The sequence below is a fragment of the Acidobacterium sp. S8 genome (genome assembly GCF_009765985.1).
Classification (GTDB): Bacteria; Acidobacteriota; Terriglobia; order Terriglobales; family Acidobacteriaceae; genus Alloacidobacterium.
In genome coordinates this window covers 298,074-322,203 of sequence record NZ_LMUM01000034.1, presented here as the reverse complement: position 1 = coordinate 322,203, position 24,130 = coordinate 298,074, and the positions used below count along the sequence as shown (strand labels likewise).

General features: G+C 56.6%; 26 protein-coding genes. 18 read left to right on the top strand and 8 right to left on the bottom strand.

The window, feature by feature from the left end; genetic code table 11:
• Window positions 1-60: 60 nt before the first annotated feature.
• Window positions 61-993 (top strand): hypothetical protein, encoded by a 933-nt coding sequence (locus tag GSQ86_RS16585; RefSeq protein ID WP_158751041.1) that lies wholly within the window; start codon window positions 61-63, stop codon window positions 991-993.
• A 112-nt stretch (window positions 994-1,105) separates the two neighbouring features.
• Here GSQ86_RS16585 and GSQ86_RS16580 read toward each other — a convergent pair whose 3' ends face one another.
• The 3 genes from GSQ86_RS16580 to GSQ86_RS16570 all read right to left on the bottom strand — a co-directional run bounded on the left by GSQ86_RS16580 (window position 1,106) and on the right by GSQ86_RS16570 (window position 4,161).
• Window positions 1,106-1,927 carry an isoprenyl transferase gene (locus GSQ86_RS16580; protein ID WP_254062447.1) on the bottom strand — a complete coding sequence of 274 codons (822 nt, stop codon included), beginning with the start codon at window positions 1,925-1,927 and terminating at the stop codon, window positions 1,106-1,108.
• Window positions 1,928-2,031: 104 nt separating this feature from the next.
• Window positions 2,032-3,435, bottom strand: coding sequence for a DUF3300 domain-containing protein (locus GSQ86_RS16575; protein ID WP_158751040.1), 1,404 nt, complete (start codon window positions 3,433-3,435; stop codon window positions 2,032-2,034).
• Window positions 3,436-3,624: 189 nt separating this feature from the next.
• Window positions 3,625-4,161, bottom strand: coding sequence for a helix-turn-helix domain-containing protein (locus GSQ86_RS16570; RefSeq protein WP_158751554.1), 537 nt, complete (start codon window positions 4,159-4,161; stop codon window positions 3,625-3,627).
• A 179-nt stretch (window positions 4,162-4,340) separates the two neighbouring features.
• Here GSQ86_RS16570 and GSQ86_RS16565 point away from each other — a divergent pair, with 179 nt between their 5' ends.
• From GSQ86_RS16565 to dapB, 7 genes are all read left to right on the top strand, one after another.
• A complete protein-coding gene (locus tag GSQ86_RS16565) occupies window positions 4,341-4,970 on the top strand; it encodes an HAD family hydrolase (RefSeq protein WP_158751039.1) in 630 nt (209 codons plus the stop codon).
• Window positions 4,971-5,100: 130 nt separating this feature from the next.
• On the top strand, window positions 5,101-5,586 hold the full coding sequence (gene nrdR / locus GSQ86_RS16560) for a transcriptional regulator NrdR (protein WP_158751038.1): 486 nt from the start codon (window positions 5,101-5,103) through the stop codon (window positions 5,584-5,586).
• A gap of 135 nt (window positions 5,587-5,721) precedes the next feature.
• Entirely contained in the window at window positions 5,722-6,744 is a 1,023-nt protein-coding gene (locus tag GSQ86_RS16555; RefSeq protein WP_158751037.1) for an isocitrate dehydrogenase (NAD(+)), read from the top strand.
• A gap of 76 nt (window positions 6,745-6,820) precedes the next feature.
• Window positions 6,821-7,579, top strand: a complete 759-nt coding sequence (locus GSQ86_RS16550) for a carboxypeptidase regulatory-like domain-containing protein (RefSeq protein WP_158751036.1) — start codon at window positions 6,821-6,823, stop codon at window positions 7,577-7,579.
• Window positions 7,580-7,810: 231 nt separating this feature from the next.
• Window positions 7,811-8,875 (top strand): aspartate-semialdehyde dehydrogenase, encoded by a 1,065-nt coding sequence (gene asd, locus GSQ86_RS16545; RefSeq protein ID WP_158751035.1) that lies wholly within the window; start codon window positions 7,811-7,813, stop codon window positions 8,873-8,875.
• Window positions 8,872-10,344 (top strand): lysine-sensitive aspartokinase 3, encoded by a 1,473-nt coding sequence (gene lysC, locus GSQ86_RS16540; protein WP_158751034.1) that lies wholly within the window; start codon window positions 8,872-8,874, stop codon window positions 10,342-10,344. Before asd ends, lysC begins: the two co-directional genes overlap by 4 nt.
• Window positions 10,345-10,346: 2 nt before the next feature.
• Window positions 10,347-11,027, top strand: coding sequence for a 4-hydroxy-tetrahydrodipicolinate reductase (gene dapB, locus GSQ86_RS16535; protein ID WP_158751033.1), 681 nt, complete (start codon window positions 10,347-10,349; stop codon window positions 11,025-11,027).
• Here dapB and GSQ86_RS16530 read toward each other — a convergent pair.
• Window positions 11,002-11,586: a putative colanic acid biosynthesis acetyltransferase gene (locus tag GSQ86_RS16530; protein WP_158751032.1), complete on the bottom strand. Its 585-nt coding sequence runs from the start codon at window positions 11,584-11,586 to the stop codon at window positions 11,002-11,004. The two genes, dapB and GSQ86_RS16530, sit on opposite strands and share 26 nt — an antisense overlap.
• 36 nt (window positions 11,587-11,622) lie before the next feature.
• Between GSQ86_RS16530 and GSQ86_RS16525 the strand changes: the two genes are divergently transcribed.
• The 3 genes from GSQ86_RS16525 to GSQ86_RS16515 are packed head-to-tail and all read left to right on the top strand — an operon-like array spanning window position 11,623 to window position 13,727.
• Window positions 11,623-12,540, top strand: a complete 918-nt coding sequence (locus GSQ86_RS16525; protein ID WP_254062446.1) for a glycosyltransferase family 2 protein — start codon at window positions 11,623-11,625, stop codon at window positions 12,538-12,540.
• A 42-nt stretch (window positions 12,541-12,582) separates the two neighbouring features.
• Window positions 12,583-13,506: a 4-hydroxy-tetrahydrodipicolinate synthase gene (gene dapA, locus GSQ86_RS16520; protein WP_158751031.1), complete on the top strand. Its 924-nt coding sequence runs from the start codon at window positions 12,583-12,585 to the stop codon at window positions 13,504-13,506.
• A 50-nt stretch (window positions 13,507-13,556) separates the two neighbouring features.
• A complete protein-coding gene (locus GSQ86_RS16515) occupies window positions 13,557-13,727 on the top strand; it encodes a hypothetical protein (RefSeq protein WP_158751030.1) in 171 nt (56 codons plus the stop codon).
• On the opposite strand, the gene GSQ86_RS16510 is transcribed toward GSQ86_RS16515, so the two are convergent.
• The 3 genes from GSQ86_RS16510 to GSQ86_RS16500 form a co-directional block, all read right to left on the bottom strand.
• Window positions 13,716-14,048, bottom strand: a complete 333-nt coding sequence (locus GSQ86_RS16510; RefSeq protein WP_158751029.1) for an antibiotic biosynthesis monooxygenase — start codon at window positions 14,046-14,048, stop codon at window positions 13,716-13,718. The two genes, GSQ86_RS16515 and GSQ86_RS16510, sit on opposite strands and share 12 nt — an antisense overlap.
• Before the next feature lie 84 nt (window positions 14,049-14,132).
• Entirely contained in the window at window positions 14,133-15,527 is a 1,395-nt protein-coding gene (locus GSQ86_RS16505; protein ID WP_158751028.1) for an acetyl ornithine aminotransferase family protein, read from the bottom strand.
• A gap of 410 nt (window positions 15,528-15,937) precedes the next feature.
• Window positions 15,938-16,207 (bottom strand): hypothetical protein, encoded by a 270-nt coding sequence (locus tag GSQ86_RS16500; RefSeq protein ID WP_158751027.1) that lies wholly within the window; start codon window positions 16,205-16,207, stop codon window positions 15,938-15,940.
• Between the two features lie 158 nt (window positions 16,208-16,365).
• Here GSQ86_RS16500 and GSQ86_RS16495 point away from each other — a divergent pair, with 158 nt between their 5' ends.
• The 7 genes from GSQ86_RS16495 (at window position 16,366) to rfbD (ending at window position 22,329) form a co-directional block, all read left to right on the top strand.
• Complete coding sequence (locus tag GSQ86_RS16495) at window positions 16,366-17,322, top strand: EamA family transporter (RefSeq protein WP_158751026.1); 957 nt, start codon at window positions 16,366-16,368, stop codon at window positions 17,320-17,322.
• Window positions 17,323-17,376: 54 nt separating this feature from the next.
• Window positions 17,377-17,511, top strand: coding sequence for a hypothetical protein (locus GSQ86_RS23690; protein ID WP_256366845.1), 135 nt, complete (start codon window positions 17,377-17,379; stop codon window positions 17,509-17,511).
• 133 nt (window positions 17,512-17,644) lie between these two features.
• Window positions 17,645-18,904 carry a Wzz/FepE/Etk N-terminal domain-containing protein gene (locus GSQ86_RS16490; RefSeq protein ID WP_158751025.1) on the top strand — a complete coding sequence of 420 codons (1,260 nt, stop codon included), beginning with the start codon at window positions 17,645-17,647 and terminating at the stop codon, window positions 18,902-18,904.
• Window positions 18,905-18,928: 24 nt separating this feature from the next.
• Window positions 18,929-20,014 carry a dTDP-glucose 4,6-dehydratase gene (gene rfbB, locus GSQ86_RS16485; RefSeq protein ID WP_158751552.1) on the top strand — a complete coding sequence of 362 codons (1,086 nt, stop codon included), beginning with the start codon at window positions 18,929-18,931 and terminating at the stop codon, window positions 20,012-20,014.
• A complete protein-coding gene (gene rfbA / locus GSQ86_RS16480) occupies window positions 20,011-20,901 on the top strand; it encodes a glucose-1-phosphate thymidylyltransferase RfbA (protein ID WP_158751024.1) in 891 nt (296 codons plus the stop codon). Before rfbB ends, rfbA begins: the two co-directional genes overlap by 4 nt.
• 4 nt (window positions 20,902-20,905) lie before the next feature.
• Window positions 20,906-21,451 (top strand): dTDP-4-dehydrorhamnose 3,5-epimerase, encoded by a 546-nt coding sequence (rfbC, locus tag GSQ86_RS16475; RefSeq protein ID WP_158751023.1) that lies wholly within the window; start codon window positions 20,906-20,908, stop codon window positions 21,449-21,451.
• Window positions 21,448-22,329: a dTDP-4-dehydrorhamnose reductase gene (rfbD, locus tag GSQ86_RS16470; RefSeq protein WP_158751022.1), complete on the top strand. Its 882-nt coding sequence runs from the start codon at window positions 21,448-21,450 to the stop codon at window positions 22,327-22,329. Before rfbC ends, rfbD begins: the two co-directional genes overlap by 4 nt.
• A gap of 28 nt (window positions 22,330-22,357) precedes the next feature.
• Here rfbD and GSQ86_RS16465 read toward each other — a convergent pair whose 3' ends face one another.
• The gene (locus tag GSQ86_RS16465) at window positions 22,358-24,094 is read right to left on the bottom strand and encodes a B12-binding domain-containing radical SAM protein (protein ID WP_158751021.1); all 1,737 of its coding nucleotides are present in this window, start codon (window positions 24,092-24,094) and stop codon (window positions 22,358-22,360) included.
• Window positions 24,095-24,130 lie beyond the last annotated feature (36 nt).

The following is a 24,130-nucleotide window of genomic DNA, read 5'->3' as shown; positions in this document are numbered from 1 at the left end:
GTCATGCCGGAATATGCGGCAATTCATGCTGCCTTAGCGTCTAAAGATCAGGAGCTATGAATGACAAATATCAGAATTGCGGTAGCAATATTTGCCTTGGGTTCGCTCGCCTGTGCACTGCCAGCCACGGCTCAACAGGGCGATACCGGCACCGCGCAGGCCACGGTCACAGTCCTTCCCAAGGGGGGAGAAGCACCGGCCTTGCAGCAGCAGAATCTGAAGGTGAAAGCCAATGGAAAAGACAGCACGGTGACACATTGGGAATCGCTGAGCGGGGATAAGGCGGGCCTGGAATTTGTCGTTCTTATCGATGATTCAGCACGCTCAAGCCTCGGGCTGCAAATGAACGACCTGGGGAAATTCATTCAGGCCCTGCCGCCTACGACGCAGGTTGGCATCGCCTACATGCAGAATGGCCGCGCGGCTTTTGAGCAAAATTTGACGGCTGATCATGCGCTGGCAGCGAAAGCGATCCGGCTCACGAATGGCGTGCCCGGCGGGAATGCCAGTCCCTATTTCTGCCTCTCTGATCTGGCGAAAAACTGGCCCTCCCGAGACAGGAACAACCGCCGCGAAGTGCTGATGATCACTGACGGCGTGGATCGCTACAACCTTCGTTATGACCCGGACAATCCGTATCTGCAAGCCGCAATCACCGACGCGCAGAGGGCAGGCATCATTGTCTATTCGATTTATTACCGCGATACGGGCCGGCTTGATCGCAGCGAATACGAGACGAACGCGGGACAAAACCTGCTGATGCAGCTTTCGCAGGCCACGGGCGGCAAACTTTACTACCAGGGAATGAGTAATCCGGTTTCGATACAGCCGTATCTTGAGGATTTGCACAAACGGTTCGAGAACCAGTACGAGCTGGGCTTTACGGTTCCTGTGAAGGCGAAGCCGGAGCTGGTGGAGTTAAAGGTGAAGTCGGATCAGTCAAAGGTGTCGATTGATGCGCCGGAGCGAGTGCCGGTAGGGGCGGCACAGTAACGACTAGAGTCCTGGTTATCTCACCCTTTCGCAAAAAGCGAGAAAGGATGGGGCACCCGGCGCGAAGGATGGGTATCCGTTCATCACGGATGAAGGCGTTTTGTCTGAATTTTTAGCTGTTCACCAGCTGATTGGCGGGCAGTGAGGACACGTCGTCGGATTCGGTGCCGTCGTTCAGGCCGCCGTAGCGGCGTTCCCGGCGCTGAAAGTCTTCGATGGCATCAAGCATGTGAATGCCGCGGAAGTCTGGCCAGAGCCGATTCGTAACGAAGATTTCCGTGTAGGCGATCTGCCAGAGCAGATAGTTTGAGACCCGCATCTCGCCTGAGGTGCGGATGAGCAGGTCTGGATCGGGCATATGCGCGGTGTACAGGTGCCGCTGAATGTCCTGCTCGGTCAGGTCTTCAAGACAAATGTGCTTCTGCTGGATCTCCGTGTGCAGGCGCTTGAAAGAGTCCACCAGCTCGGAGCGTGCTCCATAGTTTAGAGCCAGCGTGAGTGTCGTGCCGGTGTTCTGCTGGGTCGCTTCGGATGCCCACTGCATGCGCTCCTGCACTTCTTTGGGCAGTTCATGCGTGCGGCCGATGTATTGGATGCGCACGTTGTTGTCGTTCATGCGCTTCACATTGTTCGTGAGGTATGTGCTCAAAAGCCGCATGAGGAAGCTGACTTCGGTCTTGGGCCGGCGGAGATTGTTTTCCAGCGAAAACGCGTAGAGAGTGAGCCATGGCAGATCGATGCGCGAAGCCGTCTCGACAACATATTGCACCGATTCGGCGCCTTGCTGGTGGCCCAGAAACCGCTTGAGGCTGCGCTTGCCAGCCCAGCGGCCATTGCCATCCATGATGATGGCAACGTGCTTGGGAAGGCGCGCAGGATCGAGACGGCGGTAAATCGCCAGCTCTTCCGCCGGTAGCTCGTGAATACGGCTCAAAACAATCCTCTCGTCCGACCGTAGCACATGGCCGTGCCCATCGCAATCAAGCGATAACCACGGCCAATTGTAGTGCCACTATCTTAATTTCGCCTGAATACAGATCAGTGGTGATGCTCGCCTCTGCCACCGCCTTCACCACCGTGTGGCGCGGGTGCAGCGTGGGGTGCTGATGCGGGAGCTGCGCGGGGCGCAGGCGCAGCAGGACGGCTGTAATTCTGCTGAGGTGCCGGCCTGCTGTAGTGCTGGGGCGCAGCGGGACGACTATAGTTCTGGGGCTGCGATGGACGATACGGCGGTGCCTGGTTCGGGTGGTTGTAATTCTGCCCCGGAGCAGGCGAATATGTCGAGCGCGGAGCGGTGTTGCCTGGCGCGCGATATCCATTCGAACCGTTGGCAGGAGCCGCGGGGCGGTTGTAGCCCGCTTGTCCCGTCGGCCGGCTGCTGAAGCTGCCGGGACGTGTGGCAGGCGCATTCGGCATAGGCCTCGCCCCCGACGCTACGTTATGGGCATAACTCGCGTACGCCGGGCGATTCATGAACGATCCACGCTGCCCGGCAAGCTGCACCGGTGGCGCACCGGGGCGATTGTAGCCGCGGTTGATGACGGTTGTGCTGCGGGTGATGTAAGTGCTCCGGTTGTAGACGACTGCGCCGTTATGCCATCCGCAGCCCCATGTATGCCATCCCCAGCCCCAAGGCCCCCAGGGGCGGATCGGAATGCCCCAACCGAAACCGATTCCATAGCCGAAGCCGACACCAACGAATAACCCCGGAGGCGCCGCATAGTAGTAGCCGGGGAAAGCCACGAGCGGCGATCCGTACACGATCCAGGGGTTGTAAACCGGCACGTAGACTACATCCGGATTGGCGGGAGCGATGGCTATGTCTCCGCCATCATTGCTGACTTCCTGCTGCTGGTTGCTCTGCAGGTTGCCGGACTGCTGCGCCTCCTGGCGCATACGCTGCACGGCATCCATGACATCCTGCGGCTGGTTGTAGTAAGCGTTGCCGAGATCGGTCGTCCATTGCAGGTTTTTATCGAGCTGCGACAGGACGGATGGGAATGCGGTCAGCGCTTTGACGCTGGGATCCCACTGCTGCTCGTTTGCACCGGCAGCGATCTGTTCGGCGGGAGCGTTGCCTTGCGACTCGCGCCAGCGATCGGCTTCGACCACCTGTGTAGGGTAGGTGGCGGCAGCCAGAATCTGGGCGATCAGCGAATCAGGATAGAGCGCGATGGGTGCTACGAGCTGGCCGAGCTGATCGGCGCCTAACGGCTGTCCCTGCGGTGCGGGAGCTTGCTGACCATTCTCGGGCGGTGCCCCCTGCTGCGCACCGTTATCCTGCGGAACCTGCGCTCCATATTGCGGGGCCTGCTGCTGATCCTGCTGCGACGCGTCCGGTGGAGGAGGCGGCACATCCTGAGCCTGCAGCTTGCTGACACCAAGAAATACACATGCCGAAAAAACCGCGGCAATCGCGGAGCCTGACACAACATGGGCCAAGCGCCGCTCAAAGAAATGACCGGGCCTTTGTAGCTTTACCCGGGTTTTAAATAACGCCGATCTGGGAATCATCTGTTCTCACCTTACGGCATCCGCCAGAGCAGCTGCCGCCTTACAAACAGTAAGAACACAATTTAACGCAGAGAGTTTCCCTGCAGGCGAAAGAGCGGTATGAAGCAACAAAAAGACTTACGCCAGCCGCCGCCTGCCCATTGCCATATCGCGCACCTGATTCAGGAAAATGGAGCGCTGATAAGCGTCCAATTGGCCAATATAGGGCGCAATTTCCTTCAGGAAGGGGTCGGCGAGAAGCGTCGCTGTCTCCTCATGGTGCCGGCTGCGGGCGTCGCGAAGTAGATTACGAATATCCACTTCGAGCGCATTCGCCAGGCGTTCCAGCGAAGAAAGCGTCGGCATCGCCTTGCCATTCTCGATTTTGGAGATGTAGGTGCGGGGCACCTGCATCCGTCCGGCGAGCTGGCGCTGGCTGAGTTTGCGAGAGTGGCGAATATCGCGCACCGCGCAGGCAACATCAAGGCTCGATCCGCCATCGGCGGTCGGAGTCGCTTCTGTCACCAATTGCGGGAGCAGTGGTTCGGGCTCTTCGATTTCGAGGGGCTTGTGGCAGCGTCTGCAGAGGGAATTCGACGTGCGGAATTGCACCAGACTGCAGTGATCGCAACGAAGTACCTCGCGTGCCTCGACGGTTGCTAAGGTAGTTGCCATATGTTGTTTAACGGAGGCCAGAGCAAGGCGTCCGGGCTGAGAAGGTTGAGGCATTGTAGCCGGAATCTTCTCAACTCTCGTTTACCATGCAGGCAAGGTATCTTTGTTGTCAAGTGAAAACTGTGAGTCGGGCCTAAAAAACCCGGAAATAATGGGAAGAAACCCGAAGAGGAGATGCTATGTCGAACCAGAACGGTTACTCGCGCGAACGCGCATGGTCTCTGCTGAATGAGTACACGCAATCGGGCAGCCTGTTAAAACACGCGCTTGCGGTTGAGACGTGTGTGCGCGCCTATGGTGAGCGTGAAGCCGATGCACAGGGTCTTGCGGGCGAAGAGCGCGAGGCATTTGTCGAGAGCTATTCTGTAACCGGCGTACTACACGATTTTGACTACGAGAAATATCCAACGCCGGAAGAGCATCCGTTTATCGGCAACAAAATTCTCACTGAGCAGGGCTGGCCCGAGGAGATTCGCACGGCGATTCTTGGTCACGCGGAATACTCCGGCGTGCCGCGTGAGACGCACCTGGCGAAGACGCTCTTTGCCTGCGATGAGCTTGCCGGATTCCTGACGGCCTGTTCGCTGGTGAAGCCGACGAAATCCATTCACGATGTCGAAGTGGCCGGCGTGCGGAAAAAGATGAAGGACAAGGCGTTCGCCAAGGGCGTAAATCGCGACGACATTGTGAAAGGGGCGGATGAGTTGGGCGTTTCGCTCGACGATCACATCGCCTTTTGCATTGCGGCCATGTGGAAAAATGCAGAAGCTCTCGGGCTGAGCGGCACTTCGGTTTCTGCTCCGGCATAGCAAATATCAAATGCGCGAATATGCGGAAGAATGCAATACCGTAGGCTTTGCTTCTCCCTCACAATGAAGTCTGGGCAAGCCCATTGCTGCGGTGCTCTGCACTCGGGCTGTTAAAATCAAAAACAGACAGATGAAGTGTCCTTACTGCGGGTTTGCGCAAGACCGTGTGGTGGACTCGCGCGAGAGCAAAGAGGCCGATTCGATTCGGCGGCGGCGCGAGTGTGAGCGCTGCAACAAGCGCTTTACCACCTATGAACGCATCGACGAAATTCCTTACATGGTGGTGAAGAAGGACGGCCGCCGGGAAAAGTTTGAGCGACAGAAGGTGTTGAGCGGCCTGCTGCATGCCTGCGAAAAGCGGCCAATTTCGGCGAGCAAGCTGGAATCGCTGGTGGATGAAGCCGAAGCCTACCTGATGGATTCGCCGGAACGCGAGCGCTCGACGACAGAGATGGGCGAGTTGTTAATGAGCAAGCTGAAGGCCCTCGATACGGTTGCTTACATCCGGTTTGCTAGCGTGTACCGGGATTTCAAGGACGTTCGCGAGTTTAAGGAAGAGCTGGAGCAGTTGCTGGGCGGGAAAGAACACGGAAAGAAAGGGAAAAACGCGGGGTAATACTCCCCACCCTTCGCCTGCGGCTCAGAATGGGACACCCGGACTGCTTCACGACGTTCAGGACAAGATGACGTCCGTTGGCGCTTTGCTTGCACCCACACGGTTGATCTTCTGACTTGCTGCTTTTAAGAGATTATGACTGAGAAAAAAACGCATAAAGTAACGTTGATTCCGGGCGACGGAATTGGACCGGAAGTCACCGATGCGGTTGTCCGCATCCTGGAAGCTACGGGAGTGAAGTTCGACTGGGAGCGCTTTGCTGCCGGGGCAGAAGCTTTTGAGAAATACCAGGAATACATTCCAAGAGAATTGTACGAATCGATCGAGCGCAACAAGCTCGCGTTAAAGGGTCCAGTAACGACTCCGGTGGGGGGCGGCTTCCCTTCCATCAACGTGACGCTGCGTAAGAAGTTTGAGCTGTATGCGAATTTTCGGCCGATCAAGAACCTGCCCGGACTTGAGACTCGCTACCCTAATGTCGATCTGGTGATCGTGCGCGAGAACACGGAAGGGCTTTACGTCGGGCTGGAGCACGAAGTAGTTCCGGGCGTAGTGGAATCGCTCAAAATCATTACCGCCAAAGCCTCGACCCGCATCGCGCAGTTCGCCTTCGACTTTGCGAGAAAAGCCAAGCGGAAGAAAATCCACGCCATTCACAAGGCCAATATCATGAAGCTCTCGGATGGCCTGTTCCTGAAGTGCGCGCGCGAGGTAGCGAAGGGTTTTCCTGAAATCACTTACGGCGAGCACATTATCGACAACACCTGTATGCAGCTAGTGATGAATCCCTACCAATACGACACGCTGCTGCTCGAGAATCTCTACGGCGATATCGTCAGCGATCTTTGCGCGGCGTTTGTTGGCGGCCTGGGATTGGTTCCGGGCGCGAACCTGGGCACAGACGCGGCGATCTTCGAGGCAGTGCATGGTTCAGCTCCGGACATTGCGGGCAAAGATATTGCCAACCCGACGGCGCTGCTGCAATCGGCTGTGCTGATGCTGCGGCATATCGATGAAGATGCTGCCGCTGATAAAGTGCAGGCGGCGATCGAAAAGGTTTACGGCGAGAAGAAGACGCTCACCCGCGATGTGGGCGGGACAAGCGGCACTCGGGCCTTTGCCGATGCTGTGATCACGGCGTTGGAAGAAGTAGCATAACTGATTTTTTGAACATCCCCAGGTTAGCTTCGCGAACCTGGGGCACCCTTGTTTGATGAAACTCGGAGTGAACGGAATGCGATATCTGATTACGGTTGTGGCCGCCGCGAGCCTCTTGCTGCCGGTAGCAGGATGCAAGAAGGCTGCTCCGAGTGGCGCGAGTGAATCGGCGGGACAATATACGCAGATCGACTGGAATACGGCGGGGACAATCAGCGGGACGATTCATTTCTCGGGAAAGATGCCGGCTCCGGTCCTGATCGACATGGCGCAGGACCCCGCGTGCAGCCTGGGGCCAGCAAATTACAGCGAGCAGTATGTGGGCAAAAACGGCCTGCAGAACGTTTTCGTTTCTATAAAGGACGGGCTTGGAAACAAGCTTTATCCGGCGCCATCGACGCCGGTTGTGATCGACCAGAAGGGCTGCCGCTATGCGCCGCATGTTGTGGGCGCGATGGTGGGCCAGCAGATCCGCTTCACCAACAGCGATCCGACGATGCACAACATTCATATGATCCCGACTGTTGGCGGCAACCACGAAGCTGACATTTCGCAAGGGCCGAATGGCCAGCCTGAGTCGCGCGTCTTCAGCCAGCCAGAGCTGATGATTCCCGTGCGCTGCAATAACCACCCGTGGATGCAGGCCTTTATCAATGTGTCCGCGAATCCGTTTTTTGCAGTCAGCGATGCGGATGGGCATTTTGTGATCAAGGGTCTGCCGCCGGGGACGTATACGGTGATTGCCGATCATGAAGTGTTGGGGCAGCAGACGGCGACCGTGACCGTGAGCGCAAAGCAGACGGCTGCGCAGGATTTCACGTTCGCGGCGAAGTAGGGTAAACGGAAAAGCAATCCCAGGTTAGCTTCGCGAACCTGGGGCACCCAGCTATTTCGTAATGGGAATGAGAGCCTTTGCGGGAACGCAAAGGCTTTTCTCTTGGCTGCGATGATTCCCTGACGTGCATCTGCGTGCGACAAGCAGTTACACTATTCAGTACAGCGAACAGTCCATCGCATATGCATGGATATTGGTGTACACACCCCCTCGCTGATGGGAAAGAGGCACATGCAGCGACAGAAGATCGGCATTCTCGGTGCGACCGGCATGGTCGGCCAGCGTTTCATCCAGCTCCTTGAGCGCCACCCGTGGTTTGAAGTGGCATGGCTTGCGGCCAGCGACAAGTCAAGTGGCAAGCTTTACGGCGACGCGGTGAAATGGAAACTGGATACGGCACTCCCTGCACACATTGCCGAGATGCAGGTTTCTCCTGCAACGCCCGAAGGCGCTCCCAGGATTATTTTCGCCGCCCTCGATTCCGATATTGCGCGCGAGATGGAGCCGAAGTTCGCTGCTGCAGGCTGCGCAGTGATCTCGAATTCCAGTGCCTTCCGCATGCAGGAAGATGTGCCGCTGGTGATTCCGGAAGTGAATGCGAACCATTTGCCGCTGCTCGAAAACCAGAGCTGGCGGAAGCAGTCCGGCGGCTACATCGTCACGAATCCCAACTGCTCGGCAATCGGATTAGTGCTCGCGCTCAAGCCTCTTGAAGAGCGCTTCGGTATCGAGTCGATTTTTGTCAGCACCATGCAGGCTGTGAGCGGCGCGGGCTATCCGGGCGTGGCCTCGCTCGATATCATGGGCAACGTCGTTCCTTACATCAAGAGCGAAGAAGAAAAGATGCAGGAAGAGACGCTGAAGTTGCTGGGCTCGCTCAGGGGCTCGCAGGTAGTCTCTCTCGATGCGAAAATCTCAGCGCACTGCAATCGCGTTCCCGTCGAAGACGGACATACGGAAAGCGTGAGCATCAAGCTGCGCAAGCCTGCCACGCGTGAGCAAATTCTGGCGGCATGGAGCGAGTTTAAGCCGCTTGCCGGTCAGGATCTACCGACAGCTCCGGCACAGCCGGTGGAGTTTGTTGCTGCCGATGATCGTCCGCAACCGCGGCTCGATCGCATGCGCGGCAACGGTATGGCGGCGACGGTTGGACGCTTGCGGCCCTGCACGCTGCTCGACTGGAAGTTTACGGTTCTTTCGCATAACACGATTCGCGGAGCGGCCGGCGCTGCACTGCTGAATGCAGAGCTGCTGGTATCGCTGGGTAAGCTCGATCCTGTGGCGGTCCTGGCATGAAGAAGCTTGTCGTGATGAAGTTCGGCGGGACCTCCGTCGAAGATGCAGTGGCGATCCACCGTACGGCTGGCATTGTTGCCGGACGTCGTGAAAAAGGGCTGCAGCCGATTGTCGTTGTCAGCGCGATGGCGAAAGTGACAGACCAGCTGATTGCTGCGGCAAATGCTGCAGCACGCGCCGATCGCAATGGCGCGCTGGCGATTACGGCCCGCTTGCGCAGCCGTCACAAGGAAGTTGCTTGCCGCCTGACGGCGCAGGCTCGCGGCGAAGAGATGTCGCAGTGCAACGATGTGACGGGTCCGGCGTATGCGCATTCGCAAACATGGATCGATGCGGAATTCGATGCGCTCGATGAAATTCTGCGCGGGTTGGCCGCGGTTGGCGAACTGACGCCGCGCATCAGTGACATGATCGTCTCTTACGGAGAGCGGCTTTCGAGCCGCATGATCGCAGAGGCTTTCGCTGTGCGCGGCCTCGATGGCGTGCATGTGGATTCGCGCGCCTGCATCATTACGGATGCGCAGCATGCCAAGGCGGTTCCGCAGGACGTATTGATTGAGGAGAAATTGAAGGAGCAGGTACTGCCGCTGGCCAGCGAAGGCAAGACGGTAGTCATGGGCGGCTTTATCGGGTCGACCGAAAAAGGCGTGACTACGACGCTCGGACGCGGCGGCTCGGACTTTACCGCTGCTCTCATCGGTGGCGGCGTGCATGCCGAGGCCATTGAAATCTGGACCGACGTGAACGGCATCATGACTGCTGATCCTCGCGTCTGCCCGGATGCATTGCGGGTGAAGACGATTAGCTTTGAAGAGGCCGCAGAGCTGGCTTACTTCGGCGCGAAGGTGCTACATCCGGCGACGATTCTGCCCGCTGTGCAGAAAAATATTCCCGTGCTGGTGCTGAACTCGCGCAATCCGGAGAACGAAGGCACGCGCATTATTTCGCTTGCTCCGCATTGTGACAGCCCCTTCAAGTCGATCGCAGTGAAGAAGCGGCTTACGATCATTGACGTCGTAGCCAGCCGCATGCTGATGTCGCACGGTTATCTCAAGGCTATCTTCGAGGTCTTCGACAAGCACAAGTGTCCGGTGGATATGGTTTCGACTTCTGAGGTCAGCATTTCGCTCACCGTTGACTCAAACGACAGGATTCCCGAAATCGCCGCCGACCTGAGCAGGCTGGCCGATGTAAAGTATGAAGGCCGCAAGGCGCTGGTGTGCATGGTGGGCGAGAATATCCGTGGACAGAACGGCATTGCGGCGCAGGTCTTCAATGCGATTCGCCATGTGAATGTGCGCATGATCTCGCAGGGAGCGTCAGAGATTAACATGAGTTTCATGATCGAGGAGGACGATGCGGATGAGGCAGTGCGTTCACTCCATGCCGCCTTCTTCGAAAAGCCCGACCCGGAAATTTTTGAGGTGGAAGCGCGTAAGAGCGCCACAGCCGAAGCAAGCGTGAGGTAGCGATGCTCTTCCTGGTGCTGGGACGAGGGAAAACCGGGCGCGTGATTGCCGATGTCGCACATGAGCATGGACATGGCGTGCGCGTTGTAGGCGAAGAGGAAAACCGCAACACGATGGCGCTCACCGCTCCGTTTCTTGCCGGTTTCGATGCCGTAATCGATTTCACTACACCAGAAGCGGCTGTCGCCAACATGCGCGCCTGCCTGGCGACTGGCGCGCGCATGGTTGTAGGCACGACCGGCTGGTATCAGCATCTGAATGACATGCGCACACTGGCGGCACGCAAGGGCGCGGGCTTTCTTTACGGCACGAATTTTTCCATTGGCGTGCAGGCCGTCTATCGGCTCGCGCGCGAGTTGGCCATCGCTGTTCCCAGCTACCAATTCAAGATCACTGAAACACACCACGCTTCCAAGAAAGATGCACCATCCGGTACGGCACTTTCCATCCGACAGGCGGTGCAGGCCGCGAATCCTGCCCTCAACGTAGAGATTGAATCGAAGCGCGAAGGCGATGTTGCCGGCGTGCATGTGCTGGAAGCGCGCTCCGGAGATGAACTGATTGAGATTCGCCATGAGGCTTTTTCGCGCCGTGCCTTTGCTGAAGGCGCAGTACGCGCAGCGGAATGGATCGCCGGCAAGACCGGGGTGTGGGACTTCAGCGAGATTGCTGATCAACTTTAGCTGAAAATTCTTCGGGCACTGCGTTTCTCGATCTCTCTTTTATCTTGCGCGCGGGAATTCCTGCATAGATGCCGAATGGATCGAGATCTCGCGTAGCAATGGCTCCCAGCGCCAGAATGGCGCCATCGCCAACATTGACTCCGGGATTGACTGCCGCGCGAGCACAGATCCAGGAATAAGCACCGAGTCTCATGGGAAAATGCACGAGACGGAAAGACGGATCATCGTATTCGTGCGTGGCACCGCAAAGGTAAGCTCCCTGCGAGACGATGCAATGCGAGCCCATGTAAAGAGGCGACGGATTATAAAGCTCGGCATCGTCTGCCACGCTCACGCGGTCTTCGCAAATCAGGTTCCAGGGCGCCCATATTCTGGCTTTGGGATAAATATGGCACGTCGGACCCAGTCTTGCTCCGAAAAGCCGCAGCAAGCTGGCACGCCACGCATGGAACGGTCGCGGCGACAGGCGGAAAAGCAGGATGTAAACCAGTTGCCAAGCCACACGAGTAAGGCGGTTGCGCAGCGAAAATGACGGTAGAAGAGTAGGGTCCTGCTCCATATCAGTCCTGGTTCCGGCACTTTATCTTAATCGTACATGGCTGATGCGATACTGAAGTCGGCTCCGCTTCCTCTGGTGCAGAGCGGAGCAGATATTGGCTTGGTCGATCTTACTTCATGCAATGAGGTACCCTTGAGGCCATCGGTCATCATTCTTACTTTTAACTCTGAGCTGTCGATTGCGGAAACTCTTCAGTCGGTCGCCGGGCTTACCGACGATATTCACATTGTCGATTCCTATAGCAAAGATCGCACGGTAGAGATTGCACAGACTTTCGGTGCGCAGGTAACCGAGCACGCCTTTGAAAACTATGGCGCGCAGCGAAACTGGGCCATCGATTCCGTGCCGGTGAAGTATGGATGGCAGCTTCACCTGGATGCCGATGAACGGCTGTCGCCGGAGTTGCTGCAGGAGATTGCGGCACTCGGCGAAGAGACTGAGCACACGGGGTTCTATCTTCCGCGGCTGATGCTGTTTATGGGCAGGCCCATCCGTCACGGCGCCATGTACCCTACCTGGCACATGCGGCTCTTCAGGACCGGCGCAGGAAGATGCGAAGCGCGGAAATACGATCAGCACTTCTATCTGAAATCGGGCACATCCGCGCAGTTGAAGGGGCAAATGACAGACGACATCCGGATGTCATTGAGCGAGTGGACGTTCCGCCACAACCGCTGGTCTGACGCCGAAGTTGAAGAGCAGAGCGAAAAGGCTGACACCGGCAGGATTGAAGGCAAGATTTCCGGAAATCCGGTGCAGAGGAAGCGCTATTTACGTGGGCTTTATAACGATTCGCCGCTTTTTGTGCGGCCTTTCGTGCTTTTTTTCTATCGTTATTTTCTGCGGCTGGGATTTCTCGATGGCACAACGGGTTTCATCTTCTTCGTGCTGCAGACGTTCTGGTTCCGTTTCCTGGTGGACGCCAAATTGTATGAAAAACGGCACTCTTTGTAGCCCTTCTTTGCACCCTGCGCCTTCCTGTAGACTCGATCAGTGATGGATCTGATAGGCTGTGGCACGGCGCTGGTAACTCCGTTTCATGCGGACGGCGCAATCAATGAACAGGCGCTCTATGCGCTGACGCAATGGCAGATTGAAAGCGGCATCGACTGGCTGGTGGCCTGCGGCACGACGGCGGAGACGCCTTCCCTCAACGAGGAAGAATGGCTGCGCGTCATCCGCATTGTGACCGAGGCCACTGCCGGGCGAGTGCCGGTCTGGGCGGGGTGCACTCATAATGCGACACGCGAAGCGGTACAGCGGGCGCGGATTGCGGCACAGGTGCCGGGGGTGACCGCGATTCTGACGGCGAACCCCTATTACAACAAGCCAGGACAGGAAGGCCAATACCAGCACTTCAAGGCAATTGCCCAGGCAGTGAAGCTGTCGGTCGTGCTCTACAACATTCCCGGTCGCACGGGGACGAATCTTGAATCGGCTACAGTGATGCGGCTGATTGAAGACGCTCCAAATATTGCGGCGATTAAAGAATCGAGCGGCAGCCTGCCGCAAATCACAGAGCTGGTGACACAGGCTCCGCGCAGCTTCAGCATCTATGCCGGCGATGACAACATGGCACTCGGTGCGATTGGAGCCGGCGCGCGAGGGCTGGTTTCTGTCGCCTCGAACGAAATTCCCGCCGAGATGGCGCGTATGGTGCAGGAGGCGCTTACTGGTGACTGGCCGATGGCGCGGCAGATCAACCGCAAGTTCTACCGGCTGATCCAGGCAAATTTCTGGGAGACGAGTCCCGGGCCCGTAAAGGCCGTAATGGCCATGATGGGCCGGATCGAAGAGCATTACAGGCTGCCGATGGTGCCTGTTGCTCAGGCGACCCGTGCAAGACTGGAGCGATTGTGCGGCGAGCTTGGACTGCTTGTGCATGCTCCGCGAGAAGAAGGCGATTACCGGATGTTCTGATCCACAATCGCGACCAGAACATCTGTGAGTAGGTGCATCCAAGAAAAAAGGTGCGGTCAAATTCCTACATCATCTGGTTTGTAGGCGCGGTGGTATGGCTGGTAGATGCGGCATTGCAACTGAATGCTGGCTCGCGTCCGCATACGCTGCTCGCAGCTGCGGTTTCTCTCTTATTTTTGATTGCCGGCGTGGTGTTCCGCAGGCAAGCGCTACGAAAATGAACTGGGCTCAGTTCGCCCTTCATCGACCACCATTTCATAAATGGCCACGCGCTGGTCGAAGCGGGAGAGCAATTTACGTCCGACTTCCGGAATGATAATGTAGCCGAATTCTTCACCGGCGGCGGCACGTACGGATTCCAGCGAATCAAAGTGCGTCAGAGCTACGAATTCGACTTCCTGGAAGAGATTGCGGCGCAGGAGGTTGCCGCCTAAAAATCCACGGACGGAACGAAGTTGAGGAAAGATTTCAAGCCGAACATACTTTTCATATGCGTCAGCATTTTCCGGAGTCGTATAACCCCGCCAAAGACGTGTGATCATACCTGCCCCTAGGAGAGATGGTTAATACGAATGGCCTGATCCTGAGGAGCGCCAGAGATCACGAAGGATCTCTGGCCTCACATCTTATACTGCGGAACCGGCAAGCGCGCCCGATTCGGCGTACTCACTTTCAACTGATGAAATACACTCCTCGAGAATATCGAGTGCGATGGCAGCCTCATGCTCGTTGACAACGAGTGCCGGCGCCAGTCGAATCGAAGTCTCGCCACAGCCGAGGATCAGGAGACCGCGCTCGAAGGCCACTTCGACGATACGATCGCGCCATTCTCCTGCAGGTTCACGGCTGGCCTGGTTTTTAACAATTTCAATACCGATCATCAGACCGCGTCCGCGGACATCTCCGACGATCGAATGCTTAGACGGCCACTCGCGCAGCCGTTTCAACATCTGCCCGCCAATTTTTCCGGCATTGGCAATGCCCTCGCGCTCGAGAATGTCCATAGTGGCAAGCGCCGCCGCGATAGAAACGGGGTTGCCGCCGAAGGTGGAGGCATGCGAACCGGGCTTCCAGTCCATGATGTCTGCGCGCGTCATGCAGATACCGAGAGGCATTCCGGAAGCGATGCCCTTTGCCATACAGACGATGTCCGGCTCGACGCCAGTGTGCTCAATGGCCCACCACTTACCGGTGCGCCCAGCGCCGGACTGCACTTCGTCCGCGACGAGCAGGATGCCGTATTTGTCGCAGATGCGGCGCAATTCCTGCATAAAGACGGTGGGCGCGACCACATAGCCGCCTTCCCCTTGAATAGGCTCGACAAAAATGGCAGCCACTTCTTCCGGCGCGAGTGTGGTCTTGAAAAGCTTCTCTTCGATATAGCGGGCGCAGCCGAGAGCGAAGGCTTCTTCTTCCTGTGGGCCGCCGCTACAGCCGCGATAGGCGTATGGATAGCGCACATGCGTCACACCAGGCACGAGCGGCGCAAAACGGCGGCGTTGCTGCGGCTTGGAAGCGGTCAACGAAAGCGCGCCCATGGTGCGTCCATGAAAGGCTCCGAAGAAGGCGATGACGTGCTGGCGCTGCGTGTGGTAGCGGGCAATCTTGAGGGCGCACTCCACGGCTTCCGCGCCGGAGTTCCCATAGTAAAAGCGGTGCGGTCCGGGCATGGGTGCGATAGCGGACAGGCGCTCTGCGAAGGTAACCAGAGACTCATAGTAGAAGTCGGTGCCCGAGATGTGGATGAGTTCCGCCGCCTGCTTCTGGATGGCGGCTACAACTTCAGGATGGCAGTGGCCGGTCGAAGTGACGGCGATGCCGGCGGCAAAGTCGAGGAACTCGTTGCCATCTACGTCTTCGATGCGAACTCCACGCCCAGTTTTCGCTACCAGCGGGTAGGAACGCGTGTAGCTGGGCGAGATGAGGCGATCATCGTCCTCAACGATTCGCTTCGCCTTCGGACCGGGCAGTTGGCCTTTCAGTTTCGGTCCAAATTTGCTCAGAATTTCAGTCGACTGCATAATTTGTTCTCCTTGTAGGGCCTTGGTTTAGGCTTCAGCCTGATCTTGGTTTCCGGAATCGCCTGAATTTGGCGGCGATAGGGCTGTCGGGAGGAGTCTTTCTTCCCGCGATGACGCGAATGCAGATGGAGGACGGGTAACGATCCTTGCCAAGGAGCACGCAGTTGCGCGTCACGGGCAGCGGCGACTAATCGCTGCCGAAGAGACTAGGTCGCGTGCGGGTGGGGAGCACACAGAGATGCTTGCGGGGAGCGATAGCGCGCGCAAAGGCCAGGCTCCAGCGTCTATTGCTGGAAGTAGAGCCAAAAACGGCAATGTGCCTGTCGCTGCGCATGTTGTTCCGGTGTGAGGTGAGCATAGCACGCGCGTGAGGGAGGCGTGAAGTGAAAAGCATGCGGAATAGACTGCTGTCAGACAGTCTGTATTGGGTCATGCCGGGAAGGCCAGAGCGCCAACAAATAAAATGCAATCGCAAAAATAAAAACCCCCGGTACCATCACCCAGCGCCCTTCGATAGCATCGAGCACCGCATCCAGAACCTGAATGAGAGCGGTCAGAATCACGAATGCGCGCAGCGATGCTTGCCTCCGGAGGCTCACCGCGATCATGAGCATGATGGCCAGAGCCAGGTTTCGCGAGATGAGATAGCCAGCGTAGACACGCACAGCAGGGCTGATCATTTCTTGGGGAGGAACCAGCATTTGTGGACGGAACCGCGTACCCGCGAATCTCTAAAAAAGATGATCCACATCTTTTCAATCCATAATCGAAATAACATACGACGACATCTTCTTGTCAGGTCGCGCCGCATAAGGCACGACTTAGAGGAGCGCCGCTCATGAACCGTACCCGCGCAGCATCGCTGGCCGTTCCATTCGCGTTTGGATGCGTTTATATCTTCTGGGGATCGACTTACACAGCGATCAAGATTGGAGTGCAGTATCTGAATCCCCTGGTACTCGGGAGTACGCGATTCCTGGTCGCAGGCATATTGTTGCTGGCTTTCTGCCGGCTCAGGGGCGTACGGATTCTGCCTGCACCGCGCGAGCTGGCATGGCTAGCCGTCGTCGGCCTGCTACTGCTGGGCGGAGGAAATATTTCGCTCGTCGCCGGTGAACGATACATCGACAGCGGCCTTGCAGCCCTGCTGGTTGCGGTCATGCCTTTGTACGTCGCAATCATCGGCATGCTTCTCCCTCGGGGAGAGAAGCTCACGGTCCGGGGATGGATAGGCCTGGGCCTAGGATTTGCGGGTCTAACTGCGTTGGTGTGGCCGAGTCTGCGGCATCAGACCGGGGGATGGCAATTCCAGTTAGAGGGATGCTTGATCGTATTGGGTGGCACGTTTTCGTGGGCCGTCGGTTCTGTTTTGTCGCGGGAGTTGAAGCTGCCGGTTAACCCGATTGTCGCTGCCGGATGGGAGATGCTGGCTGCCGGCCTCGCCAGTGGAAGTCTCGGACTGGCTACCGGAGCCTGGAAGGCATCCACCTGGACACGCCCGGCGATCGAAGCGGTCGCGTATCTCGTGGTTTTTGGATCATTGGTTGGATATACCGCATTTGTCTGGCTTCTGGATCATGTACCTGTCTCCAAAGTGTCCACCTATGCGTATGTCAATCCCGTCGTCGCGGTCATTCTAGGAGCGATTTTCCTCGGCGAGCGGCTGGCGGATACGGGGTATATCGGCATGGCTGCGATCGTAGTTGCGGTCGCGCTTGTCACCTCGTCCCGCGTTAGGGTGGAAAAAGCTCGGCCATCGGCAAAAAAGATACAGCCCGTTCCGGTAAAGGTTTGAAGGGCGACGCAACCCTGCCAGGCATTCCGATTTCCAATTGAACAGGAGGCAAGCATGCCAACGACAGTCGGAGCAATCCTCTTCTTTGCAGTGGTATTTGTCAGTGCTCTGTTATGGGCGACCGGAGGCCATGATGCTGATGCTGATGGGATGGGAGATGTGACCGGCCACCCCGGAAAAACGTCTTAGGGCTGGAGAGCTCGCTTGCGTTAAACTTCTGGAAGGGGCCCCCATCCGCTTTACTATGCAAAAGATCGCGCAGTAAAGTACAAGCTTTTCTGATAGTTGCATTTTTGGGGTGCCGGTTCCAAAGCCGCAGCGAATGAACACCACAACGACCGAGATTCGACATCTGGAAACCGAGACTTCCCCGGCGAGCCATAGCCCTGAGGAGTCTTACGACGAAATATCGCTCCTTGATCTGCTGATCATTCTGGCCCGCAGGAAATGGCTGATCGTGAAGTTTGCTCTCGGCTTCGCGCTGGTCGCGCTTCTGGTGTCTCTACTCCTGCCGAAGAAGTACACCGCCATGACGACGGTGCTGCCACCGCAGCAAGGCTCTTCGTTGAGTTCTGCGATCATGTCCCAAATCGGTAACCTCGGCTCGCTGGGTGCGCTGGCCGGCTCTTCGATGGGATTGAAGAATCCCAACGACATGTTTGTGGCCATGTTTAAGAGCCGCACAGTAGAAGACGCTATGATTGAGCGCTTTGGGTTGATGGCCGAATACAAAGAGAAGTACATGTCTACAGCGCGAAAGGCTTTCGAAAGTCATACGACAGTTGAGGCGGGGACAAAAGACAACCTGATTCACATCTCTGTAGAAGATAAAGACCCAAAACGGGCAGCAGAGATGGCGAATGCATACGTAGATGCATATCGCGGCCTTTCGCAGCATCTCGCTATTGGCGAAGCGGCGCAACGTCGTCTTTTTTTTGAACAGCAGCTGCTGCAGGCTAAGGACAACCTGGCCAATGCGGAAGAAGCGCTGAAAGAGACAGAACAGAAAACAGGCATGATCCAGCTCGACAGTCAGGCTCGCGCGTTGATCGAATCGGCAGCCGCCCTGCGGGCGCAGATTACGGCAAAAGAAGTGCAGCTACAAGGGATGCGCACTTACGCGACCAGCGAAAATGCGAACGTCGTGCAGACACAGCAGGAACTGGACAGCATGCGGGCGCAACTGACAAAACTCGGCGGTAGTGCCGATGACAGCAGCGGTGGATTGATCGTGCCGAAGGGCCTTGTGCCGCAGGCGGGGATTGAGTATGTTCGCAAACTGCGTGATGTAAAGTATTATGAAACCATCTTTGAGATTCTGGCGCGGCAGTTTGAACTGGCAAAGCTCGACGAGGCGAAAGAAGGAGCGTTGATCCAGGTCGTTGATCCGGCTATCGTTCCCGATTACAAATCATTCCCGAAACGCGGTTTGATTACCCTGATTGCTGGCGTGGCTGGATTATTTATCGGCATCTTCGCTGCATTATGGCATGAGGGCATGGAGAGATTACGCCAGAACCCTGAACAGAGCCAACGTCTCGACATTCTACGCAAAGCACTCTGGACTAGGAAAACAACCTAAATTAGGAAGACACCCTAAATAATGATGAGCAGAGAAGATTCGATCCTGGTAACAGGCGGAGCTGGCTTTATCGGCTCTAACTTCGTTCTCACGTGGATAAGAGAAGTCGGCTCCACTGTGATCAACCTCGACAGCCTGACCTACGCCGGCAATCTAAATAACCTGCAATCTCTCAGCGAGAATTCGAAACATATCTTTGTCCATGGAGATATCGCGGATGAAGAATTAGTCGGACGTCTTCTGCGCGAGCATAAGCCCAGAGCTATTGTTCATTTTGCCGCGGAAAGCCATGTGGACCGCTCCATTGTTGGACCGGGCGCGTTTGTACAAACCAACGTCATTGGCACATTCGCATTGCTTCAGGCGGCGAAGGCATATTACTTAGAGTTGAGCGCGGAGGAACAGCAGCAGTTCCGTTTCCTGCATGTTTCGACGGATGAAGTGTATGGGACGCTTGAGCCGAACGATCCTGCCTTCTCCGAGACAACGCCTTACGCGCCAAACAGCCCTTACGCTGCGTCCAAAGCGGCTTCCGACCATCTGGTGAGGGCCTACTTCCACACCTATAAACTGCCGGTGCTCACGACGAACTGCTCGAACAACTACGGCCCATATCAGTTTCCCGAAAAGTTGATCCCTCTGATGATCCTGAATGGGCTTGAGGGCAAACCGCTGCCGGTCTATGGCGATGGAAAAAATGTCCGCGACTGGCTCTTCGTCGAAGACCACTGCTCTGCCATCCGTGCCGTTCTCGAACACGGCAGGCTGGGTGAAACCTATAACATCGGCGGATCCAGCGAAAAAGCAAATATTGATGTAGTGACGACGATTTGCGATCTGCTGGACGAGCTTGCGCCCAGCACCGAGATCGGCTCGCGGCAAAAATTGATTGCTTATGTCAACGATCGCCCAGGTCACGACCGGCGCTACGCGATTGACGCCCGCAAGATCAAGCAGGAGCTGGGTTGGGAACCGGCGGAACGCTTTGAATCGGGAATCCGCAAGACGGTGGCGTGGTTCCTGGCAAACCAGGAATGGGTAGAGAATGTGCGCTCCGGCGCATACCAGCAATGGATTGAAACAAACTATGCGGAGCGTGTCGCACGATGAAAGGAATAGTGCTGGCCGGCGGGTCTGGAACCCGCCTCTATCCTGTGACGCACGTTGTTTCGAAGCAGCTTCTTCCGGTCTACGACAAGCCAATGATCTATTACCCGCTGACCACGCTCATGCTGGCGGGTATCCGGGAGATCCTGATTATCTCAACGCCGCAGGATACCTCCCGCTTTGCCGAGCTGCTCGGTGATGGATCGCAATGGGGAATGAAGCTTTCCTATGCCGTGCAGCCAAGCCCGGATGGCCTTGCCCAGGCATTCATTATCGGCAAGGACTTTATCGGTTCTGATCCGTGCGCGCTGGTGCTGGGAGACAATATCTTTTATGGCGAGTCTCTGTCGGCCCAATTAGTAAAAGCGGCAGCCAAAACAAAGGGCGCCACAGTTTTTGCCTATCCGGTACACGATCCGGAACGCTACGGCGTAGTGGAATTCGACAAGAATGGTCGCGCTATCAGCCTTGAAGAAAAGCCACAAGTGCCCAAGTCGCGCTATGCGGTGACAGGATTATATTTCTACGACAACGACGTGGTGGAAATTGCATCATCACTCAAGCCTTCTCCACGTGGCGAGCTCGAAATCACCGATCTGAATCGAATCTACCTGGAACGCGGCTCGCTCGATGTTGCATTGATGAGTCGGGGCATGGCATGGCTTGATACGGGAACCCACGACTCGCTCTTCGAGGCGGGACTGTTCATCCAGACAATCGAGCGACGGCAGGGCCTCAAGATCGCATGCCCGGAAGAGATTGCCTTCCGGCATGGATATATCACGACAGCGCAGCTTGAAACACTTGCACAACCCGTGCGCAAGAGTGGATACGGGCAATATCTATTAACGCTGCTTAACGAACCCAACTTTCCTTCCGAAGACGTATAAGAGAATGAACATTATTGAGACTGCACTGCCCGGAGTTCTGATACTTGAGCCGCGCCTTTTCAAGGACGATCGCGGCGTTTTCTGTGAAACCTACAACGAGCGTGCGCTGCAGCAGGCAGGTTTGCCGACACACTGGGTGCAGGACAACTTTTCTGTATCAAAAAAGAATGTCGTGCGCGGTATTCACTATCAGATTCAAAATACTCAGGGCAAGCTGGTACGCGTTACGCATGGCGCCGTATGGGATGTCGCTGTAGACTTGCGTCGCAGCTCGCCCACCTTCGGCAAGCATGTAGGCGTCGAGCTCTCCGGCGAAAATGGCCGTCTTTTCTGGGTTCCTGAAGGTTTTGGCCATGGCTTCGTCGCCTTGTCCGAAGTTGCAGGGTTTGCCTATAAGGTCACCGAATACTACTCTCCGGCAGATGAAAGAACACTGCTGTGGAATGATCCTGCTGTTGCGATTCCCTGGCCTGTTTCGCCACAAGAGGCGATCGTATCGGCAAAAGATCAGCAAGGGCCAACGCTGGATAAGGCTGAGATGTTCGCATGAGCCAGCCAATCATCTTGATCCTCGGCGCGAACGGGCAGGTCGGTACTGAACTGCAGCGCAGCTTCGGGAATGTAGGCAAGGTCACAGCATGCGACCGGCAAAGAGCCGACCTTTCTAAACCGGAAGAGCTGCGTGCGCTCATCCGCCAGCTTCGGCCGAATGTCATCCTGAACGCCGCTGCATATACCGCAGTCGACCGCGCTGAGTCCGAGCCCGAGCTGGCGATGACGATCAATGGCGATGCCCCTCGGGTACTTGCCGAAGAGGCTGCGGAGCTCGATGCGGTACTCATGCATTACTCCACCGATTATGTCTTTGACGGATCCAAGGCATCCCCCTGGGTTGAGACGGATGCAACGAATCCGCTGAATATCTATGGAAAGACCAAATTGGCGGGAGAGAAGTTCATCGAAGCAGTCGGTGGAAAATACTTTATTTTCCGCACGAGCTGGGTTTATGGCCCGCATGGACATAACTTCCTTCGTACTATGCTGCGGCTTGGCCGTGAACGCGATCAATTGAAAATTGTCGATGATCAGTTTGGAGCACCGACATCGTCAATCGCCATTGCCGACGCGACGCGCGCAGCTGTAACTGCGGCGATGGATGGACAACCGGAGTATGGCATCTATCATTTAACCTGCGGCGGAGAAACAACGTGGTGCCGGTTTGCGCGAGAAATCTTCGCGCAGCATCAGAAGAGATCCGGGGCGAAAGCACCTGAAGTCTCAGGCATTCCGTCAAGCGATTATCCGACTCCGGCAACACGTCCGGCAAATTCGGTTCTGTCGAATAAGAAGCTGCAATCTGAGCTGAAGATTACTCTGCCAGAGTGGCAGGGTGCGTTAGTGGAAACACTGGAAAAGCTTCAGGATTAAGGCTCGAAGAAGCTGCTTTGACCCGATATCATCCGACAGCGTTTTTCTTCTGAAGCAATTCTGATACTGGCACGTGCTGGACATTTGCGACGGACGAGCCACTTGAAGGAAACGCAAATTTTCGCGATTCGCGAATTCCCTCCTTCTCCAGTGCGCGGCAGTGCTCTTCAAGCTCTTCGGCGGCAACCAGGGCATAGTTAAGAAAGTGGTGCGCAGAGAGCAGCACCATGTATCCGAGCCACAGCTTCGCCGGCTGGCTCGCCCATTTGCGAATGATCAGCCACAGAAAGCGCCAAAACGCAGACCGATAGTGGGAGCGGACCCCCTGCCGCCACATCGACGCGAATAAAACTCTCAAGTTGTAAGTGAGAGGCAGCTTTGGAGGCTGCTGCGTCGCGCGAGGATGCCACGATTCGATCGAGCGGAAAGCTCGCCCGAAATACGCCTCCGGTGTATATAGTGCCGTCAGCAAACCAGCCAATCCGCGCAGCAATACCAGCAACGGCAGCACAGTGTGGAAGTTGGGAGGGCTGAAGTTTGTAGTCGCCTGGCTGTCTTCGATGAGGCGTCCCTCGCGCTTCATCCGATCGAACAAAGCGGTCGTAGGGGGAGCCTGCAAAACGCCTGCCATCGCCCAGGCGATCCCGGTTTGATTGATAAATTCAAGCTGCCTTTCGAATATGCTTTCGTCATCCGAATCGAAGCCAACGATAAATCCGGCCAGCACCCATAACCCGCTTTCACGAATCACACGGACCTGGTCGGCAATATTGCCGCGGAGATTTTGAAATTTTCGCGATCCTTTCAGTGCCTCCGCAGATGGCGTCTCGATACCGATGAAGACATACATGAAGTTGGCTGCGACCATGGCTGCAAGCAGCTCGGGCCGATCCGCAAGGTCGATAGAGGCTTCCGTGTAGAACGAGACAGGATGCCCATTGCGTTCCTGCCATGCGCTGAGTTCGTGTGTCAGAAGCAGCGCCTGCTTCTGATTTCCGATGAAATTGTCATCCACGATGAACACTTCGTTGCGCCAATTCAGCCGCCGAAGCTCATCCAGCTCTGCAATCACCTGCGATGGGGTCTTGGCTCGCGGACGCCTCCCATAGATCGTGATGATGTCGCAAAATTCACATTGGAAGGGACAGCCGCGCGAGAACTGCACGGGCATCGATGTGTATTTATCTAATTGAAGCAGGTCGAAGCGCGGCACAGGACTGTGGGACATGTCCGGTTTGTCAGCGACATGGTAGATCCGGCGCGCCTCACCCTTTTCCAACGCACTGGCGATGTCCGCGAAGACCTCTTCCGCCTCACCGACCAGAACATGGTCTGCGTGCCCGAGCAGAAAATCTGGTTCGCTGCTGGCCCACGGGCCCCCGATAAAAGTACGGCGCTCCAAAGTACGAGCGCGGGCGAGGATGTCTAGAGCATCGGCACGTTGTGCGAGCATCGCGCTCACCATCACCAGGTCGGCCCAGAGCAGGTCCTCGTCGCGCAACTCTTGAAACGCCCTATCGAGAAGACGGATCTGCCAACTGGATGGGCACAGCGCCGCTACAGTGATCAGGCCTAACGGCGGCATCACGGATCTCTCCGGGATCATCTCGAGAACACCTTCAAAGCCCCAGAACGAAGGCGGAAAGCGTGGCCAGACCATCAGTATTTTCAGCCCGGCTCCCAAAGGCGGAAGCGACTCCGAAACATCTTTATTGGACGTCACTTGGAATTGCTGAAATGGATCGGCGGTCGGAGGCGCGTGCATGATAACTCTCCTCCCGAACACAATTGCACCAAGCCA